Source organism: Sodalis ligni (assembly GCF_016865525.2).
Lineage (GTDB): Bacteria > Pseudomonadota > Gammaproteobacteria > Enterobacterales > Enterobacteriaceae > Acerihabitans > Acerihabitans ligni.
This window is the reverse complement of record NZ_CP075169.1, coordinates 5952373-5972105: the sequence shown is the minus strand read 5'-3', so window position 1 is coordinate 5972105 and position 19733 is coordinate 5952373. Positions and strand designations below refer to the sequence as shown.

Genomic DNA, 19733 nt, shown 5'->3' with positions numbered 1-19733 from the left:
CTCAAAAACGCTCCCAGGGCGGAATATCGCCAAAGTCAGCCACCAGGTAATCAATAAATTGGCGAATCCTTGACGGCGTATAGCGCATCGCCGGGTAAACCGCCTGTACGGTTAGGTCTTTGGTACGGTAAGCGGGCAGTAAATTGATCAGCTCACCGCCGGCAAGATACTTACCGAATACAAAGCTTGGGCCGTAGGTAATACCGATACCCGCCAAGGCCGCGTCCAAGAGCATCTGAACATTATTGGCCTGCATCCGGATTGGGCCGTCTATGGGGTGAGGTTGCTGGTTTTCATCATAAAGCGTCCATGCACCCATCGACACCTCTTCGCTGAACGCCAAACGAGGCGAATGATGTAAATCCTCGGGCAATCGAGGCGTTCCCGCGCGCTTTAAATATGCCGGCGCGGCGCACAGCACCATGCGACAGGGGGCCAGGCGCCGGGCAATCAAGGACGAGTCGGCCAACCGGCCGATACGAATCGCCACATCGATATTGTCGTCGTGCAAATCCAGGTAGCGATCGTCCAGCCGCATACTCACGTTAATCTGCGGATGATCCTGCAAAAACCGCCCGATGACGTTGCCCATATGCAGGGTGCCGAAGGTCACCGGCGCGGCAATACGCAAGACGCCGTGCAGGCTTAAGCTGGCGTCACTGGCTTCGCGGTTGGCGTCGTCGAATTCGTCCAGAATACGTTTGCAGCGGTCGTAATATCTTTTGCCGGCATCGGTAAGGCTTAGTCGCCTGGTGCTGCGTTTAATCAAACAAACATTCAGCTCTGTTTCAAGGCCGGTCAGGTATTTTCCCGCCATCGAGGCGGACAGGCCAAAGCGCCGGCCGGCGGCTACCAGGCTGCCTTCATCGACGGCGGCGATAAAAACCTCAATGCTGGTCAGACGATCCATCAATACCTCTATTCGATAGTTTAACGACAGGCTGATGATAACAGAGCGTGGATTATCGATTAAGGGTATTTAATATACTCTTGCATCCTGATATCACTTATGGCGAGGTTGCGTTATGAAATACGTTTTGAATGGTTTGACGCTGAATATACAAGATAGGGGTAACGGCTTGCCGGCCATTATCTTTTTGCATTATTGGGGCGGATCGTCGCGGACGTGGGCGGATGTTATCGCCGCCCTGCCCGAAACCTACCGTACCATCGCCCCCGATCTGCGGGGATGGGGTGAATCGTCCGCGCCGGCTGACAACGGTTTTGCACTTATTGATTTCGTTAACGATATCCTGGCCATGATCAAGGCGCTGGATGTGCGGCAATATGTGCTGGTGGGGCATTCCATGGGGGGGAGAATCGCACAATTGCTGGCGTCGCAGCATCCCCGCGGACTGGTGGGCCTGGTACTTATTGCGCCGGCGCCGCCGACGCCGATGAAATTGGCTTCCGAAGCGCGTTTGGTCATGGAAAATGCCTATTCCTCTGAGGAGACGGTGAATATGGCAATCGACCATATGCTGAGCGCAAAGCCCTTATCTCCCGACCATCGTCAGCAGATCATTAAAGACAGTTTGCGCGGCGCGCCGGAGGCGAAAATAGCCTGGCCGAAATATACCAGTCAGGAAGATATTGCCGGGGCCGTCGCCGGGATCGCATCCCCCACGGTCATTATTGCCGGCGAGCTGGACCGGGTTGAAACCGTTGCGGTTTTAAAAACCGACTTGCTGCCGCTTATCCCCCATGCGCGGCTGCATGTGTTGCCGGGAACGGGGCATCTTTCACCCCTTGAATCCCCGGGCGAGATTGCCGGGATCATTCATGAATTTGTCGAATCCTTATACCCTTAGGCCGATAGAGGTAGACAGCCTCTTTTATCTGACGCGCCGTCCAGCTAAAGCCAGACTTGCGCCATGGCATGTTCCCTGTAGCAGTGAGAGCGCACTGCCATCCCAGGATTCGTCAGTGGCAAAATTCAGCCAGCTTCAGGGGATTCGCCAATAGGGACGAATAACATTCAATGATCTGGCGTTGTTTGGTTTCACGTAACTGCAGTGCAATGTTGATAATTTCCAGCTGTCGCGCATTAGCGGCGAGATCGGAGCTCAGTTTGCCTTTTTCATGCAGCCATTCGGCCACGTCGGCCCAGCGCCACAATGGCGATATGCCTTTTAACCGTTGAACAGGGGAGGGAAAATCCGCCGGCCCGCGAGTCCCGTCCTTCAGCATGGCGATGGCCTGGCGCGACATGTTGGAAAGCCCGGCGATGTCGCTTAAGCCGACGAGGTTGGCATCTACGGAGTTCACGGTTGCGCCGGATCCGCCGGATTCGATATCGTTGATGGCGCTTAGCACCGCTTTGGCAAAATTTTCACTTTCACGATCGAACTCCACATACACCGATTTACCGTAAAAGCAGACCAGGCCGTCATCACAACCGCTGGCGAACAGGCTGTCTTCAAGCTCCGGCGTCTCCGAGGTAACGCCGGCCAGCGTGAGGGAGAAATGATAGTGTTGCATAGGTTGGCTCCTTGAAAGGCGGTTTCCCCGCCTTGTGTATCCATGACGTCAGGTTATAAAACAGCGATCCACCTGGCGACATATCTGTTTGGCATGATGCTCGGGATTTTTGGGTGTAGACCAGACGCTCATTTGGTGCTTGATATGATCTGGCTTACCGCAGTAAAGCCGGCCAAATGCATGTCCTTGGCTGGGGCGAAATTTCCAGTCCCTGGCAAGAGCATATTGAATGGCGGCCTGAATATGCTTATTGGGATGTTCCTTCATTTCCCTCCTTGTTACTGCTGGTTATCCTAATGATGATGTTGACGGTTGTCAACAACCCTAAGGCCGGTTATGTTGATCAAGATTGAAATTTATCTGATTGAATGGTGATGATGCGATGGCTAAACAACGGGTTAGGGAGGGAACCCGCAAATATTTCCCTTGAGGTCGTTGAGGAGTGATTTGATATTTTCGCCGTAATGCGTCTGTCAGCGCGAGGGCGGGTTGATGACCTGCCCGATCAATTCCGCCAGCCAGTCCATAAACACCCGCGCGCGCCGGGGCAGGTAATGGCGATGAGCGTACAACAACGAGACATCCATGGAAGGCGGCGGGTAATCCGCCAGGATGGCGACCAAACGCCCGGCGGCTACATGTTCGCTCAAGCCGATGGACGGGGCCTGAATGATCCCCAGGCCGGCCAGACAGGCGGCGTTATAGGCGTCGACATTATTTACCGTTACCATGGCCGGCAGCTCCAGGTCCACCGGCTTGCCTTGCCGCAGGTAGGTAAATCCCTCGGCCCGGGTGCCCAATACCGACACGTAATGAACCAGATAGTGCCCGGCAAGCTCTTCCGGGGTGTGGGGGGTGCCGTGGGCGGCCAGATAGGCCGGACTGGCGCAATTTATCATCGGCAGTTGACCTAAGCGGCGGGCGACGTGGGTGGCATCGGTTAATTCACCCACGCGCAGTACGCAATCAAACCCCTCACGCACGATATCCACCCTGCGGTCGGTGCAGCTGATCTCGATTTGCACCTGCGGGTGCCGTTGCATGAATTCCCCCAAATGCGGCAGCACCAGGGAACGGGCGAAGCCGGCGGGCATATCGATACGCAGGCGCCCGGTCAGCACCAGGCCGTCCTGACGAAACAACCCCTCCAGTTCGTCCATGTTCGCCAACATATCCAGGCTGCGCTCATAGAGTACCAACCCATCCTGTGTCGCCCTTACGCGCCGGGTGGTTCGATGCAGCAAGCGGGCGCCCACCAGGGCTTCCAGCAGTTGGATATGTTCGGACACCGTTGACTTGGGCAGGCCCAGGCTCTCGCCGGCCTGGGTAAAACTCGACAGTTCGGTCACGCGCACGAAACTGCGCAGCAGCTCCAGTTTGTTTACCATCGATTTAGCTCGCTATTGTTCTGTCATAGCGAACAGTATTTCCGGTTTTGGCGGATTTATCTATCGCTGTCCGGCTAATAAACTCTTATCCGAGCCATAATAATGTATCCACCCATTAGCGGGAGTAATAACCATGAGTCATAAAATTGCATTGATCACCGGCGCCAGCCGCGGGCTGGGCAAAAGCATCGCGCAGCATCTGGCCCGCCAGGGCGTTGATATCATCGGCACCTATCATAGCAAGGCCGACGAGGCGCGGGCGCTGGCGGACGAGATCAAACAGGCCGGCGGTAAAGCGGCCATGGTGCAACTGGACGTGGGCGAAAGCGCCGGCTTTGGGGATTTTGCCGCCAAAGTGGGACAGGTTTTATCCGCTGAATTTTCCCGCAATCATTTCGATTTTCTGGTCAACAATGCCGGCGTCGGGTTGCATGCCGCTTTTGCACAAACCACTGAGGAGCAGTTTGAACTCATGTTCAAGGTTCATCTAAAAGGACCTTATTTCCTGACCCAGAAATTGCTGCCGCTGATTGCCGACGGTGGACGGATCGTGAATATCTCCTCCGGCCTGGCCCGTTTCTCATTCCCAGGTTCATCCGCCTATGCCGCCATGAAAGGGGGAGTGGAGGTGTTAACGCGCTATCTGGCCAAGGAGTTGGGGGATCGCGGCATCAGCGCCAATACTCTTGCCCCCGGCGCCATCGAAACCGACTTCAGCGGCGGCATGGTGCGGGATACGCCGGAAATAAACCGGCAGATTGCATCAGCCACCGCTCTCGGCCGGGTGGGGCTGCCGGATGATATCGGCGCCGCGGTGGCCGCTTTGCTGGCGGAAGGCAACGGCTGGATCAACGGCCAAAGAATCGAGGCTTCCGGCGGTATTTTCCTGTAAAACCGCTGCATTGTTGCGGTGAACCTGATTGGTAACTGCATAACCGCTGCATGATTCCGCGGTGAATCTGACCGGCAACTGCATAACCGCTGCATGATTGCGGTCACGTGATCGGGATCGGTAATGCGAGCCGGTTAACTTCCGCGACAGGCTTTGCGCTGCCGCGCTTCCACCAGTGGGCAGCCGGGGCAGTATTCCAGACCGGCGAGTTTGTAGCGCAGGCAGCAGAGGCGACGGATGATTTTCGGCGGTCCCCCCGGCTGCGGTATTTCCCGTATCGGCTGGTAGAGGCGGTTGGGGGCGCCATCCGACAGGGTGCGCGTTGCCAGAAAATCGGCAGCGCGGGTAATGTCCGTCCCTTGTTCTTGCGCCATGGTAAAACCGTGCGCCAGACGGATGCCGGCATTATTCCAGAACAATCCCGGCTTGATGCCGGCTAACCGGCTGAATGTCTGGCACACCGGCGCCAGATGCCGGTGAATCAAGGCATCGAATCGGGCCGGACCCGACGGCGCCGCGCAGCCATTATCCGCCAGGATAAACCGATCCAGCACCGCGTTTTCGGACTGGGTAAAGCGGATATCGTGCGGCAAAAACGGCAATTGCCAATCGTAAAGCATATTGATACGCGCCCAGGGCGCCAGCAAAAGAGCAAAATACCATTGCGACCAGATGGAAATCACCGCCGCCGGGTCTCCTCCCTCGTGGATTTTCAACAGCGGTTCAATGATTGCCTGCGCCGTTTCGGGCGCACATAAATCCAGTGCGCTATAGACTTTTTTATGTGCGGGCGCCTCAAGTAAAAAGCTTTCCGTTATCTCGGCGGCGCACGCCCGGCCAGGCATTTTTTCGTCAGGATGCATGTGTTTCCTTTGTTGATTTAAACCAAGGGAAAGGCGTTCAGGCAGGCGAGTTGCTTGCAGTCACTCTCCGAATGCGCATAATAGGCGATTAAAATCGTAATGATAACTATTAATATTTAAATTTTATGCAAACTCATGATGAGTACCGCCGCCGGCTGCTTATGGGCATGATGACCCTGCCCTGGTGGTTTTCCGCCGCCATTGCCGCCGATGAAAATCCCGATCCGAGGCGGATAATCGCCCTGGAATGGCGTCCCACTGAGTTATTGCTGGCCCTCGGCGTCACCCCGCAGGCGATTGCCGACGCTCCCAACTACCGCAATTGGGTGGTTGAACCCCCGCTGGCGCTATCGGTGAAGGATGTGGGATTGCGTACCGAACCGAATATGGAAGCACTGCAACGCCTGCGGCCCTCGCTGCTTTTACTGACCAAAGGCTATGGTCCGGCGGCGGAAAGCCTGGCGTCCATCGCGCCGGTGATGTCTTTTCCCGTTCAGGAAACGCCGGGACTGCCTTTCACCACCGCCCGGCAGGATGTGCTGGCGCTGGGGGAGTACTTGGGCCTGGCGGATCGGGCCCGGCAACATCTGCAGGTTGTTGAGGAACAACTGACCCGAACGCGCCGGCGGCTGAATTCCGTTGTCAGCCGTCCGGTACTGCTGTTCACCTTTCTGGACAGCCAGCACGTTATGGTGCTGGGTAAAGGCAGCATGTTCCAGGAGATCATGGATCGGGTCGGTGTGACCAACGCCTGGCATGGAGAAGTCAACCGCTGGGGCAGCGCAACCGTGGGTTTTGAACAATTGGCCGGATTAAAGGATGTTCGCGGATTGTGCTTTCGCCGCGGCGATCAAGATCCCCTCGACGATGTCGTACTGTCGCCGCTCTGGCAGGTGATCCCCTTTGTGCGGGAGCGGCAATGGCAGACTGTTCCGGCGGTATGGTTTTTCGGCGCCACCATCGCCGCCATGCGGTTTTGCCGCCTGCTTGAGCAGTCTCTGGTGAAAACGGCATGAGCGCCAGGACTTCGCCTTATTCTCCGCTGCTGATTTTGCTGCTGGCCTTGGCCGCATTGGCGCTCACCGGTCTGAACCTGACGCAGCAGCTGCCGGTGGATCTTTGGCGGCAGGCCGCCTGGCAACCTCATGTAGATAACATCGACGAGATGCTGTTTCATTACAGCTTGCTGCCGCGCACCGTGCTGTCGTTGCTGGTGGGGGCCGGCCTTGGCCTGGCGGGACTGTTGTTTCAGCAGATCCTGCGCAATCCCCTGGCTGAGCCCACAACTCTCGGGGTTTCGGCGGGAGCGCAATTGGGACTGACCGTCGCCATGCTTTGGGCACTGCCCGGTGGCGAATCCACCCGGCAATTGGCCACCATCCTCGGCGCGCTGACGGTGGGCGGACTGGTGTTCGGCGTCTCGTGGGGGCGGCGCCTGTCGCCGGTCACCCTGATTCTGGCGGGCCTGGTCCTGGGGTTGTATTGCGGATCCGCCCGCAGCCTGCTGTCGCTGCTTAACTATGAACGTCTGCAAGGCATTTTCCTCTGGAGCAGCGGCATGCTCAATCAGCAGGACTGGAGCAAAGTGAGCTTTTTATGGCCGCGTCTGGTTATCGGACTGATGCTGGTATTGCTGATGCTGCGGCCGCTGATGTTGATGGGGCTTGACGACGGTATCGCCCGTAATCTGGGCCTGGGATTAATTACCGCCCGTGTCGGCGGCCTGGGCATCGCCATTGTTCTGAGCGCATTTCTGGTCAACGCCGCCGGCAATATCGGCTTTATCGGTCTATTCGCGCCGCTGCTGGCCCGGATGCTGGGGGCGCGCCGCCTGTTGCAACGGCTGTGGCTATCCTGTTTGTTGGGGGCATTGCTGCTGCTTTTCAGCGATCAGATGATGATCATGCTGGCGCGCCGGTGGCTTGACATACCCACCGGCGCCGCCACCGCGTTGCTGGGGGCGCCGCTGCTGTTATGGCTGCTGCCCAGGCTGCGCAACAGCGTTACCGGTCCTGAGGACGGTACGCAGCATCCGGGCCGCGAACGGCAACTGACCTGGGTCGGGGCGGTTTGGGGTGTAGCGTTGCTGTTGCTGCTTGCCTGCCTGGCGCTGACGCTGGGGCGTGCCGACCATGGCTGGTATCTGTCACTGGCGGAGATGTGGCGCTGGCGCTGGCCGCGGGTGCTGGCGGCGGGCGCGGCTGGGGCCATACTGGCGGCGGCGGGCGCCCTGATCCAGAAAATGACCGGTAATCCCATGGCCAGCCCGGAAGTACTGGGCATCAGCTCCGGAGCGGCGCTGGGCATCGTGTTGATGCTGCTGCTGGTGCCGGGAGACGCTTTCGTCTGGCTATTGCCGGCGGGTAGCCTCGGCGCGGCGGCGACGCTGCTGCTGATTATGCTGCTGGCGCAGCGCGGCGGGTTTTCCGGCAGCCGCTTGCTGCTGGGGGGTATCGCCTTGAGCACGCTTTTTTCCACGCTGCTGACGCTCATGCTTATCAGCAACGATCCGCGTATGGCGTCGGTCCTGACCTGGTTATCCGGATCCACCTATAAAGTCAGCGGCGCCCAGGCGCTCTGGACCGCTCTTATCGCGGTAATATTGCTGGCGGCCACCCCGCTGCTGCGCCGCTGGCTGGCATTGCTGCCTCTGGGGGGCGCTACCGCCCGATCCGCCGGGGTGGCGCTGAAACCGGCCAGGGCGGCCATTTTGCTGCTGGCGGCGGGACTGATCGCCGCCGCTACCCTCAATGTCGGCCCGCTGAGTTTTGTCGGACTCATGGCGCCGCACATGGCGCGGTTGCTGGGATTTCGCCGGCCGCTGCCGCAGTTAGCGGTGGCCGGGTTGCTTGGCGGCATGCTGATGATCGCGGCAGACTGGTGCGGCAGGATTATTCTCTTCCCCTACCAGATACCGGCCGGTTTGCTGGCAACCTTTTTCGGCGCCCCCTACTTCATTTATCTCTTGCGCAGGCCGGCGGGGTAGGGCGTGCCTGGCGCAGCACGCAGGATGTATCGGACAGAACATTTTCACTCGCCGTTAAAAAGTTAATCTGACGCAATGATTCCATTAGTAATATAAATAATTGCTTGCAAAAAAAATGGCGTTACGCATAATCATGAACTCTTATAAGAATCATTCTCATTATTGTTTGCTAAAGGTTTGCACATGCGTACTGCCGTTGTTTCAACTCCCGCCCCATCGGGGGCCCTGCCGCGTTTGCTGGCGGTGATTATCGGTGCCGCTTGCGGGACCACGATGTTGCCGGTGTTTGCCGCCACGACGGCGGATACAACCTCCACAGCGACCTCTTCCACCGCCGCTTCCGCGGCGAAGGGGGAAACCATGACCGTGGTGGCTTCTCCCAACAATGAATTCAGGGCCGGCGGCGACCAACTGGTACCGGCGTTTTTGGATGGCCCTATCGCCAACGGCGGACGTGTGGGATTTCTCGGACAGCAGGATGCGAACAACGTGCCCTTTAGCGTGGTGGGCTTTACCTCCAAGCTGATGCAGGATCAGCAGACCCGCTCCATCAGCGACGTGTTGCGTAACGATGCCTCGGTGCAAACCGCCTACGGCTACGGCAGTACTCAGGAAATCTTCAATATCCGCGGCTTTAAGCTCGCCAGTGAAGATATCTCCTATGGCGGTCTTTATGGCGTGCTGCCGCGCCAGTTCGTCGCTACCGAGATAGCGGAACGGGTAGAGCTGCTTAAAGGCGCCAGCGCATTTCTCAATGGCGTACCGCCGGGGGGCACCGGCGTGGGGGGCAACATTAATATCGAGCCGAAACGCGCCGGCGACGAGCCGCTGAACCGCGTTTCGCTGGACTATACCTCCAAATCACAAATTGGCGGCTCTTTTGACGTGGCGCGCCGTTACGGCGATGACAATCAGTGGGGCGTACGGGTCAGCGGTGTGCACCGCGAAGGCGAAACGGCGATTGACGATGAAAATCGCCGCCTGACGCTGGGCACCCTCGGCCTGGATTATCGCGGCGATCGTTTCCGCGCCTCGCTGGATGCGGGCGCCGAAAAACAAACCATTCACGGCGCCCGTTCAGTGGTCTATACCACCGGCCTGGATGAAATCCTCAAGCCGCCCTCCGCCACCACCAATTACGGCCAGAAATGGGCCTTTACCGATACCGAAAGCCAGTTCGGCGCCCTGCGCGGCGAGTATGATTTAAGCAACGACTGGACGGTCTATGGCGCGGTGGGCGGCAACCACACCCATGAGTACGGTTCCTATTCTTCCCCCACACCCTTTGACGATAACGGCGACGCCACCATGGGCCAGATGAGGGTGCCTTATTTCAGCGACAGCTTCTCCAGCCAGGCGGGCGTGCGCGGCAAATTCGACACCGGCTTTATCACCCACCATGTCAATCTGGGCTATTCAAGCGTTTGGACTCGGATTCGTACGGCTTACCAGATATCGTCCAGCAGCATAGCCACCAATATTTACGATCCGAGCTATGTGGATGAACCCACCGACGCCACCTATGCCGGCGGCAGGATGGGTGACCCAGGCGCCACCAGCCGCACCTTTAACAGCGGCGTGTCGCTGTCGGACTCCCTTTCCATGCTGGACGATCGCCTGCAGCTGATCGGCGGCCTGCGGCGCCAGAGCGTCAATGTCAGCAATTATGACTACACCGGCGTCGAGTCCAGCAAGTTCACTGAAACCAAGGTGACGCCGGCCTTTGGCCTCGTAGTCAAGCCCTGGCAGCATATATCCCTCTATGCCAACCATATTGAAGCGCTGCAATCCGGCGAAACCGCCGGCGCCAGCTATGGCTCCGGCGTCGTCGTCAACGGCGGCCAGGTGACCGGCATCGAGACCTCGAAGCAGAACGAAGTGGGCGTGAAAGTGGATTACGGCCGCATCGCCGGTTCGCTGGCGGCATTTGAGATCAAAAAGCCGGTAGCCTCGTACAATTACCTGGGCGACAACCAGTATGAATACGGCAACTATGGCGAGGAGCGCAACCGTGGGCTGGAGCTGAACCTATTCGGTGAACCGCTTCTGGGCGTACGCCTGAACGGCAGCGCTACCTGGATGGATCCGGAATTGACCAAAACCCAGGACGGCGCCTATGACGGCAACGACGCCATCGGCGTGCCGCGCTACCAGCTGGTGCTGGGCGGCGAGTGGGATCTGCCGAGGCTGAACGGCGTCGCCGCCACCGGCCGCGTGATTCGTTCCGGTTCCCAGTATGCCGACCAGGCCAATGATTTGAAGGTCAAGGGCTGGACCCGGCTGGATCTGGGGTTGCGTTATGACATGCAACTGCCGAAAAATAATATCGTCTGGCGCGCCAATGTGGAAAACGTCACCAACGAAAATTACTGGGCATCCGCCAGCGACGGCTATTTGACGCAAGGCGACCCGCGTTCTCTGAAACTTTCCATGACGGTGGATTTCTAACCGCCGGCGCTACCTTGGAACGCCCCGGCTTTGGCCGGGGCGCTAATCTTCCGCGCAACTTCACGGGGTTGGTATACAGTAATAACTGGAAAACCCCCGAAGGAGCGCATCATGATTACCGTTCATCATCTGAACCAGTCACGTTCCCACCGTATTCTCTGGCTGCTGGAAGAGCTGTCCCTGCCTTATGAGGTTGTGTATTACCAGCGGGAGAAATCCATGCTGGCCCCGCCGTCGTTAAAGCGCATTCACCCGTTGGGGAAAGCGCCCATCGTCACCGATGACGGGCTGACATTGGCGGAGTCGGGGGCGATTATCGATTATCTGGAGGCGCGTTATGACAGCGCGCACCTCTTCAGCCCGGCGGACGGCCTGAGCGACAGCGGTGTGCGATATCGCTATTGGCTGCATTATGCCGAAGGCTCGTTAATGCCGTTACTGGTGATGAAACTGATTTTCGGCATGCTGGGCAAGCCGCCGGTGCCCCTGCTGGCCCGTCCGCTGGGGGCGGCGGTGGGAAAGGGGGTACAGCGGCAATATGTGGACCCGCAATTAGCGACCCATCGCCAGTATATCGAGGATCACCTCACTTTATACCCCTGGTTTGCCGGCGAGCAGTTCACCGCGGCGGATATTCAAATGAGTTTTCCCATGGAAGGCCTGGTTTCCCGGTTCGGCGCCGAAGGTTTTCCTAAAATACAGGCATTCGTATCAAAAATTCAGTCTCGGCCGGCCTATCTGCGCGCTAAAGCCCGTGAGGAGAATAAATAATCGCTATAGCCCGGTTTTACCCATTCCTCATCAAGGTATCCCTATTTAACGGAATTTTGGATTGAATTATCCCCGGCGGGAGCAGGATAATTCCTGCCCTCGCGATCCATAAGCACACCGGTATTTTAGGGAAATTTTCATGTCCAGCTCCACTCAACCGGCCGCTCCGCAGGCCAGATCACTATTTTCACTCGACGGTTGGTTTCAGATCTCCGCGCGGGGCAGCACTCTTCGCCAGGAAGTCCTCGCCGGTCTGACCACCTTTCTGGCAATGGTCTATTCGGTGATTGTCGTGCCCGGCATGCTGGGTAAAGCCGGTTTCCCGCCGGCTGCGGTCTTTGTCGCCACCTGTCTGGTGGCGGCGTTCGGGTCGCTGTTGATGGGCCTGTGGGCCAATCTGCCCATGGCCATCGGCTGCGCCATATCCCTCACCGCCTTTACCGCCTTCAGTCTGGTTCTGGGACAGCATATCAGCGTGCCGGTGGCGTTAGGGGCGATATTCCTGATGGGTATCCTGTTTACCCTGATTTCCGCCACCGGCATACGCTCATGGATTTTGCACAACCTGCCGATGGGCGTCGCCCATGGCACCGGTATCGGCATCGGCCTGTTCCTGTTGATCATTGCCGCCAACGGCGTCGGGCTGGTGGTGAAAAATCCCATTGACGGATTGCCGGTGGCCCTGGGCCGCTTCGCCTCGTTCCCGGTGATTATGTCCCTGGTGGGGCTGGCGGCGATCTTCGGCCTTGAGAAATTGCGGGTACCGGGTGGGATACTGCTGGTGATCATCGTAATCTCGCTGCTGGGACTGGCATTTGACCCTAATGTTACCTACCGGGGATTGTTCGCTCTGCCGACCTTATCCGACGCCCAGGGCCATTCGCTTATCTTGAATCTGGATATCAAAGGCGCGCTGCAGCCGGCGGTACTGCCCAGCGTGCTGGCCCTGGTAATGACGGCGGTGTTTGACGCCACCGGCACCATCCGCGCGGTGGCGGGCCAGGCTAACCTGCTGGATAATGAGGGCCAGATTATCAATGGCGGCAAAGCCTTGACGGCGGATTCCCTGAGCAGCATTTTTTCATCCCTGGTGGGGGCGTCTCCCGCAGCGGTCTATATCGAATCCGCCGCCGGGACCGCCGCCGGCGGCAAAACCGGTCTGACCGCCACCATTGTCGGCATATTGTTTTTGGTGATTCTGTTTCTTTCACCCCTATCTTATCTGGTACCGGGTTATGCCACCGCCCCGGCCCTGATGTATGTCGGCCTGCTGATGCTAAGCAACGTCGCCAAACTGGATTTGACCGATTTTGTCGATGCCATGTCCGGTTTGCTGTGCGCCACCTTCATCGTCCTGACCTGTAATATCGTCACCGGTATCATGCTGGGGTTTGGTTCGCTGGTGATAGGCCGCGTGTTTGCCGGCGAATGGCGCAAGCTCAATGCCGGTACGGTCATTATCGCCATCGCGCTGGTGACATTTTATGCCGGCGGCTGGGCCATCTGAGGTTGAAAAAAACGATCACAGATTTTTAACTTATGGCAAAATGATTTACCATAGCAGCTCACGTTTTCGCCCAGACTTTCTCCAGGCCGGACTGTAATACGTCGCCGGACCGACGACATAGTAAGGAATGCATGGAAATCTTCTTTACAATTTTGCTCCTCACCTTGATGGTTTCCTTATCGGGGGTGGTCACTCGCATCCTTCCTTTTCAGATTCCCCTCCCCCTGATGCAGATTGTATTGGGGGCGCTCATGGCCTGGCCGCGGTTTGGCTTGCATGTGGATTTCAATCCCGAGCTGTTTCTGGTGCTGTTTATCCCGCCGCTGCTGTTTGCCGACGGCTGGAAAACCCCTGCGCGTGAGTTTTTACGCCACGGCGGCGAGATTGTGGCGCTGGCGCTGGTACTGGTGCTGATTACGGTGGTAGGCGTCGGTTATCTTATTTACTGGATGGTGCCGGGTATTCCCCTGGTGGCGGCGCTGGCGCTGGCGGCGGTGCTCTCTCCCACCGATGCCGTGGCGCTGTCCGGCATCGTGGGGGAGGGACGCATTCCCAAAAAACTGATGGATATACTGCAGGGGGAGGCGCTGATGAACGACGCTTCCGGCCTGGTATCGCTGAAATTCGCCATTGCTGTGGCCATGGGGACCATGGTTTTCACCGTCGGCGGCGCGTCGCTGGAGTTCGTCAAGGTCGCCGCCGGCGGTTTGCTGGCCGGCGTGGCGGTGACCTGGGCCTACAGTAAATCCCTGCGCTGGATCACCCGCTGGAGCGGCGACGATCCCGCCACGCAGACCGTGCTGTTGCTGCTGCTGCCTTTTGCGTCTTATTTGATCGCGGAACATGTGGGCGTGTCCGGCATCCTGGCCTCGGTGGCCTCGGGCATGACCATCGGGCAATCCGGCATTATCCGCAATGCGCCGCTGGCCATGCGGCTGCGCGCCAACAGCGTCTGGGCAATGCTGGAATTTGTCTTTAACGGCATGGTCTTTATCATGCTGGGCCTGCAATTGCCGGAGATCCTCGAGACCTCCATCACCCAGGCCATACTGGACCCCACCATTGAAACCTGGATGCTGTTCAGCGATATTGTGGTGATTTACGCCGCCTTGATTTTGCTGCGCTTCGGCTGGCTGTGGCTGATGAAAAAATTCAGCCAGCGTTTTCTGAAGAAAAGGCCGATGGTCTTCGGTGATTACAGCACGCGTGAAATCCTGATTGCTTCATTTGCCGGCGTGCGAGGGGCGATTACCCTGGCCGGTGTCTTGTCGATACCTCTATTGCTCAGCGACGGCTCCGCCTTTCCCTCCCGCTATCAGCTGGTATTTATCGCCGCCGGCGTCATTGTATTCTCCTTGGTGTGCGGCGTAATCGCCTTACCCTTGCTGTTACGGGGCATGGTGGTGTCGGATAAGAGCCTGCACCGCAAGGAGGAACGAATGGCGCGCGCCGCCGCCGCTGAAGTGGCCATCGAAAGCCTGCGGAAAATGCAGGAGCGTCTGGCGGGAGATCCGGAGGAAACTATCGACAATCAGCTGCTTACCGAGGTCAGCGCCCGGGTTGTAGGTAATTTGCGCCGGCGGATAGACGGCAATAATGAGCTGGGGAATGCCCTGCTGATTGAAAACCTTGAACGGCGGATGCGTTTGAATGCCCTGCGCGCCGAACGGGGGGAGTATTATCATCTGCGGGCGCAGCAAAAGATCAGCAACGAGACGCTGGTAAAGCTGCTGCGGGATTTGGATTTACTGGAAGCGCTGCTGATAGAAAGCGAATAGCCGGTGCTCAGCGTTCCAGCGCCCCTCCCTGCGGCCAGTGCCGGCGGCAGGCCTCGATCCACGCCTGGGCGCTGTGAGGCAGATAGATCCCCTGCCGCCAGATCAATCCCAGCTGCCACATCATGGGCGGCGTCACCGGCAGCCATAACAGGCGTGATTTATCCAGCCGCTGGCAAATAGGCTCCGGCAGGATGGCGATACCGATGCCCGCTTCCGCCATGGCCGCCAGGAAATCCCACTGCCCGCTGCGCACGGCGATTTGCGGATTGATGCCCTCGGCCTGGAAAGCCCGCATCAAGTGCCGGTGCAGGGCGAAATCTTCGTTGTAAATCAATACCGGCCAATCGCCGAGCTCCGCCAGCGCTATCCCGGTACGATCCAGCCAAGGGGCGGCACGGGGCACCACGGCGCATAATGGATGGCTGAACAGCGGCAGTACGTTCAGGGTGGTTTCGGTTTCAGCGGTGAGGGCGGTGAGCGCCACATCCAGTTCGCCGGACAGGACCGCTTGCTGAACCGTCAGTCCGCCGAACTCGGCAATCAACAGCTCAATACCGGGATACCGGCGGCGGAATGAACTGATCAAATCCGCCATTTGGGTGCCCACCATCGGCGGAATGCCCAGCCGCAGACGGCCCTTTTTCAGCGAGCCGATGTCCTCCAGCTCCGACTCCAATTGTCGGAACTCATCCAGAATGGCCAGCCCGCGCTGATATACCGCCTGGCCGCTGTCGGTGAGCAGCAGTTTGCGTCCCTCGCGCATTAATAATGGCCTATCCAGTTCGTCTTCCAGTTGCTTTAGCATTTTGCTGATAGTCGGCTGGGTAACGAATAACGCGTCGGCGGCACGAGTAAAGCTTTGTTGTTTAACCACTTCCACAAAATAACGGAGTGAACGGATATCCATTACTATTCCTTCCGGTAATGATTAACATAATATTAATTCATTTCATGCAACTTTAACCCTCCGCCTATAATGCTTCCACATCATTCAACGAAGGATCTCAAGGTGTTGTACACTGCGCGCATGGCAGTACCGTTACGCTGGGTAAACTTTCCCCTGGTGATCCAGCTGGCGTTGTATATCGGCTTATTCCTGGCCGCCCAGACGTTGGTGGATCGTTATCATTTGCCGTTGCCCGCCAACGTGGTGGGGATGTTTATGATGCTGGCGCTGATTCTTACCGGGATCCTGCCGGTGCGGTGGGTACGCGAGGGCGCGCGCTGGCTGCTGGCGGAGATGCTGTTGTTTTTTGTACCGGCAGTGGTGGCGGTTATCAATTACACTCAGCTATTGATGGTGGACGGCTGGCGTATCTGTGTGGTGATCGCTGTCAGCACCTTGCTGGTCATGGGGACCACCGCCGTAGTGGTGGATCGTGTTTATCGTTTTGAACTGAAAATGGCGCGTAAAAAACCCCATCATGGTTAATCTTATTCTGAGCTGTGTCTGTTTGTTTGTGACGCTGCTCTTATATTTCGCCAATAAGTTTCTTTATCGCCGCTATCATTATTTAATGCTGATGCCGCTGATATTAACGCCGGTGGTGTTGATAGCCTTACTGGCCGCCACCCATGTGACCTATCAACGTTATATGGTTGAAAACCAATGGCTATTATGGTTGTTGGGTCCGGCTACCATCGCTTTTGCGGTGCCGGTTTATGAAAACCTGTCACTGATTCGCCAGCACTGGCTGTCGCTGACCGCCGGCGTGGTGGCCGCCACCCTGATGGCGGTTTTGAGCTCGGTTTGGCTGGCGCGTTTGCTGGCGCTCCCCGAGATTATTCAGCGCAGCATGGCGGTTCGCTCCATTACTACCCCTTTTGCTCTGGCGGCGGCGCGGCAGGTGGGTGGCCAGCCGGATCTGGTGGCGCTGTTCACGGTGATAACCGGGGTATTCGGCATGGCAGTGGGGGATATTGTTTTTCTGCGCCTGTCGGTTCGGGCGAAAATGGCCAAGGGCGCGGGTCTGGGGGCGTCGTCCCATGGAGCCGGCACCGCCCGCGCCTATGAGTTGGGCCGCAAGGAGGGGGTGGTTTCCAGCCTGGTGATGATGTTGGCGGGCGTGCTGACGGTACTGCTCGCCCCGATGATTAGCCGGTTTATGTGGTAATGGTAAGGGGCCCGAGCGCAGCGGGCCGGTCTGCCTTTAACAGGTTCGTTGCACGTTCGGTGATGGCGGGCTTACCGTGCCATGGGGCGCACGGGCAGGCGGGAAGACCACGCCTGCTTCGACCCCATTGGCGCGGTCTGCCTTTAACAGGTTCGTTGCACGTTCGGTGATGGCGGGCTTACCGTGCCATGGGGCGCACGGGCAGGCGGGAAGACCACGCCCGCTTCGACCCCATTGGCGCGGTCTCCCTTTAACAGGTTCGTTGCACGTTCGGTGATGGCGGGCTTACCGTGCCATGGGGCGCTCGGGCAGGCGGGAAGACCACGCCCGCTTCGACCCCATTGGCGCGGTCTCCCTTTAACAGGTTCGTTGCACGTTCGGTGATGGCGGGCTTACCGTGCCATGGGGCGCACGGGCAGGCGGGAAAACCACGCCTGCTTCGACCCCATTGGCGCGGGCTGCCTTTAACAGGGTTGTTGCACGGTCGGTGATGGGGGGGTTTCCCTGCCCTTGGGGGCCCGGGGAGGGGGGGAGGACCCCCCCCCCTTCGCCCCCCTTGGCGCGGTCTCCCTTTAACAGGTTCGTTGCACGTTCGGTGATGGCGGGCTTACCGTGCCATGGGGCGCTCGGGCAGGCGGGAAGACCACGCCTGCTTCGACCCCATTGGCGCGGTCTCCCTTTAACAGGTTCGTTGCACGTTCGGTGATGGCGGGCTTACCGTGCCATGGGGCGCTCGGGCAGGCGGGAAAACCACGCCTGCTTCGACCCCATTGGCGCGATTTCCCTTTAACACATATTCGATTTAGACCCCGGCGATGGCGGGCCTATTCTGCAATGGGCCGTTTTCCCGTTGCGATAGTATCGGCGGGAGGGGAGGGCGAGGGGTCCTGCCACCCCCCATGCCGGGCTGGGGGCGGGGAAAACTGAGCGTAAAACAAGCCCCGCTCCTGTACCGCCTGCGTCGAGCTGTCGGTAATGGAAAATATCCAGATGCCGATAAACGCCACCAGCATGGAAAACAGTGCTGGGTATTCATAAGGATAGATTGCTTTGGCGTGGCCCAGTACCTGTACCCAGATGGTAGGTCCCAAAATCATCAAGGTCACCGCGGTGATGAGTCCCAGCCAGCCGCCGACCATGGCGCCGCGGGTGGTGAGTTTGGACCAGTACATCGACAGCAGGATAATGGGAAAGTTACAGCTGGCGGCAATGGAAAAGGCCAGCCCCACCATAAAGGCGATATTTTGTTTTTCGAACAAGACCCCCAGGCCGATGGCCACCAGGCCAAGTACCAGCACGGTGACTTTGGAAACTTTTAACTCGTCGCGCTCGGTGGCTTTGCCTTTTTTGATGACGCTGGCATAAATATCATGGGATACCGCCGACGCGCCGGCCAGGGTTAAGCCCGCCACCACCGCCAGTATGGTGGCGAAGGCTACCGCCGAAATGAATCCCAGGAAGAAATTGCCCCCCACCGCGTTAGCCAGATGGATAGCCGCCATATTGGCGCCCCCCAGCAGCGCGCCGGTGCTGTCTTTGAACGCCGGGTTGGCTCCCACCAGCAGGATGGCGCCGAAGCCGATAATAAACGTCAGGAAATAGAAGTAACCCATGAAGCCAGTGGCATATAACACGCTTTTACGCGCTTCCTTGGCATCCTGGACGGTGAAGAACCGCATCAGAATATGCGGCAATCCGGCGGTACCGAACATCAGGGCCAGGCCCAGGGACAGGGCGGATATGGGATCGGACACCAATCCGCCGGGACGCATAATGGACGCGCCTTTGCTGTGTACTTTCATGGCTTCGGAGAACAGCGTATCGAAGCTGAAATGAACGGTTTTCAGCACCATCAGCGCCATAAAGCTGGCGCCGGCCAATAACAGCACCGCTTTGATAATCTGCACCCAGGTGGTGGCCAGCATGCCGCCGAACAATACATACATCACCATCAGAATGCCCACCAGTACTACCGCCACATGGTAATTCAGGCCGAACAGCAGTTGGATGAGCTTACCCGCCCCCACCATCTGGGCAATCAGGTAAAGCGCCACCACCACCAGCGAACCGCAGGCGGACAACAGACGGATGGGTTTTTGCCGTAGGCGGTAGGAGGCGACGTCGGCAAAGGTATATCGCCCGAGATTGCGCAGGCGCTCGGCGATTAAAAACAGGATAATCGGCCAGCCCACCAGGAAACCCAGCGAATAAATCAGTCCGTCATAACCGGAGGTGTATACCAGCGCGGAAATACCAAGAAAGGATGCCGCCGACATAAAGTCGCCGGAGATGGCCAGCCCGTTCTGCAAGCCGGTGATTCTGCCGCCGGCGGTATAATAATCTTTCCGTGAACGGGTTCGTTTTGATGCCCAATAGGTGATGTACAGCGTAAGGGCCACAAACAGCACGAACAGAATAATCGCCTGGATATTCAACGGACGGCTGTCGCCGGTTGCCGCCTGAACCAGCAGCGGCAGCAGCCCTGATACACCCGCCGCCATTTTG

General features: G+C 58.2%; 17 protein-coding genes. 10 read left to right on the top strand and 7 right to left on the bottom strand.

Going from position 1 to position 19733, the window contains the following annotated elements; genetic code table 11:
- Position 1 precedes the first annotated feature (1 nt).
- A complete protein-coding gene (locus GTU79_RS27760; protein ID WP_203523715.1) occupies positions 2 to 910 on the bottom strand; it encodes a LysR family transcriptional regulator in 909 nt (302 codons plus the stop codon).
- Positions 911 to 1025: 115 nt separating this feature from the next.
- Between GTU79_RS27760 and GTU79_RS27755 the strand changes: the two genes are divergently transcribed.
- Positions 1026 to 1811 (top strand): alpha/beta fold hydrolase, encoded by a 786-nt coding sequence (locus GTU79_RS27755; protein WP_203523714.1) that lies wholly within the window; start codon positions 1026 to 1028, stop codon positions 1809 to 1811.
- Between the two features lie 112 nt (positions 1812 to 1923).
- Here the strand turns inward: GTU79_RS27755 and GTU79_RS27750 are convergent, their stop codons facing one another.
- From GTU79_RS27750 to GTU79_RS27740, 3 genes are all read right to left on the bottom strand, one after another.
- The gene (locus GTU79_RS27750) at positions 1924 to 2481 is read right to left on the bottom strand and encodes a helix-turn-helix transcriptional regulator (RefSeq protein WP_203523713.1); all 558 of its coding nucleotides are present in this window, start codon (positions 2479 to 2481) and stop codon (positions 1924 to 1926) included.
- 48 nt (positions 2482 to 2529) lie between these two features.
- Positions 2530 to 2748 (bottom strand): hypothetical protein, encoded by a 219-nt coding sequence (locus tag GTU79_RS27745; RefSeq protein ID WP_203523712.1) that lies wholly within the window; start codon positions 2746 to 2748, stop codon positions 2530 to 2532.
- A gap of 206 nt (positions 2749 to 2954) precedes the next feature.
- Entirely contained in the window at positions 2955 to 3869 is a 915-nt protein-coding gene (locus GTU79_RS27740; RefSeq protein ID WP_203523711.1) for a LysR family transcriptional regulator, read from the bottom strand.
- Positions 3870 to 4002: 133 nt separating this feature from the next.
- On the opposite strand from GTU79_RS27740, the gene GTU79_RS27735 reads away from it, so the two are divergent.
- On the top strand, positions 4003 to 4761 hold the full coding sequence (locus tag GTU79_RS27735) for an SDR family NAD(P)-dependent oxidoreductase (RefSeq protein ID WP_203523710.1): 759 nt from the start codon (positions 4003 to 4005) through the stop codon (positions 4759 to 4761).
- A 134-nt stretch (positions 4762 to 4895) separates the two neighbouring features.
- Here the strand turns inward: GTU79_RS27735 and fhuF are convergent, their stop codons facing one another.
- A complete protein-coding gene (gene fhuF / locus GTU79_RS27730) occupies positions 4896 to 5624 on the bottom strand; it encodes a siderophore-iron reductase FhuF (protein WP_203523709.1) in 729 nt (242 codons plus the stop codon).
- 125 nt (positions 5625 to 5749) lie between these two features.
- Between fhuF and fhuD the strand changes: the two genes are divergently transcribed.
- From fhuD to GTU79_RS27700, 6 genes are all read left to right on the top strand, one after another.
- Positions 5750 to 6640: a Fe(3+)-hydroxamate ABC transporter substrate-binding protein FhuD gene (gene fhuD / locus GTU79_RS27725; RefSeq protein ID WP_203523708.1), complete on the top strand. Its 891-nt coding sequence runs from the start codon at positions 5750 to 5752 to the stop codon at positions 6638 to 6640.
- Positions 6637 to 8610, top strand: a complete 1974-nt coding sequence (gene fhuB, locus GTU79_RS27720; RefSeq protein ID WP_214513568.1) for a Fe(3+)-hydroxamate ABC transporter permease FhuB — start codon at positions 6637 to 6639, stop codon at positions 8608 to 8610. The genes fhuD and fhuB overlap by 4 nt, the downstream gene beginning before the upstream one ends.
- 183 nt (positions 8611 to 8793) lie before the next feature.
- On the top strand, positions 8794 to 11058 hold the full coding sequence (locus GTU79_RS27715; RefSeq protein WP_203523706.1) for a TonB-dependent receptor: 2265 nt from the start codon (positions 8794 to 8796) through the stop codon (positions 11056 to 11058).
- A 111-nt stretch (positions 11059 to 11169) separates the two neighbouring features.
- Complete coding sequence (locus GTU79_RS27710; RefSeq protein ID WP_132924604.1) at positions 11170 to 11829, top strand: glutathione S-transferase; 660 nt, start codon at positions 11170 to 11172, stop codon at positions 11827 to 11829.
- 139 nt (positions 11830 to 11968) lie between these two features.
- Complete coding sequence (locus tag GTU79_RS27705; protein ID WP_132924606.1) at positions 11969 to 13336, top strand: NCS2 family permease; 1368 nt, start codon at positions 11969 to 11971, stop codon at positions 13334 to 13336.
- 131 nt (positions 13337 to 13467) lie between these two features.
- Positions 13468 to 15114 carry a Na+/H+ antiporter gene (locus GTU79_RS27700; RefSeq protein WP_132924608.1) on the top strand — a complete coding sequence of 549 codons (1647 nt, stop codon included), beginning with the start codon at positions 13468 to 13470 and terminating at the stop codon, positions 15112 to 15114.
- Between the two features lie 7 nt (positions 15115 to 15121).
- Here the strand turns inward: GTU79_RS27700 and GTU79_RS27695 are convergent, their stop codons facing one another.
- Entirely contained in the window at positions 15122 to 16021 is a 900-nt protein-coding gene (locus GTU79_RS27695) for a LysR family transcriptional regulator (RefSeq protein ID WP_203523705.1), read from the bottom strand.
- Positions 16022 to 16141: 120 nt separating this feature from the next.
- Between GTU79_RS27695 and GTU79_RS27690 the strand changes: the two genes are divergently transcribed.
- Complete coding sequence (locus GTU79_RS27690; RefSeq protein WP_132927950.1) at positions 16142 to 16546, top strand: CidA/LrgA family protein; 405 nt, start codon at positions 16142 to 16144, stop codon at positions 16544 to 16546.
- The gene (locus GTU79_RS27685; RefSeq protein ID WP_132924612.1) at positions 16539 to 17228 is read left to right on the top strand and encodes an LrgB family protein; all 690 of its coding nucleotides are present in this window, start codon (positions 16539 to 16541) and stop codon (positions 17226 to 17228) included. The genes GTU79_RS27690 and GTU79_RS27685 overlap by 8 nt, the downstream gene beginning before the upstream one ends.
- Before the next feature lie 824 nt (positions 17229 to 18052).
- On the opposite strand, the gene GTU79_RS27680 is transcribed toward GTU79_RS27685, so the two are convergent.
- The gene (locus GTU79_RS27680) at positions 18053 to 19729 is read right to left on the bottom strand and encodes a cation acetate symporter (RefSeq protein ID WP_253073704.1); all 1677 of its coding nucleotides are present in this window, start codon (positions 19727 to 19729) and stop codon (positions 18053 to 18055) included.
- Positions 19730 to 19733: the final 4 nt, after the last annotated feature.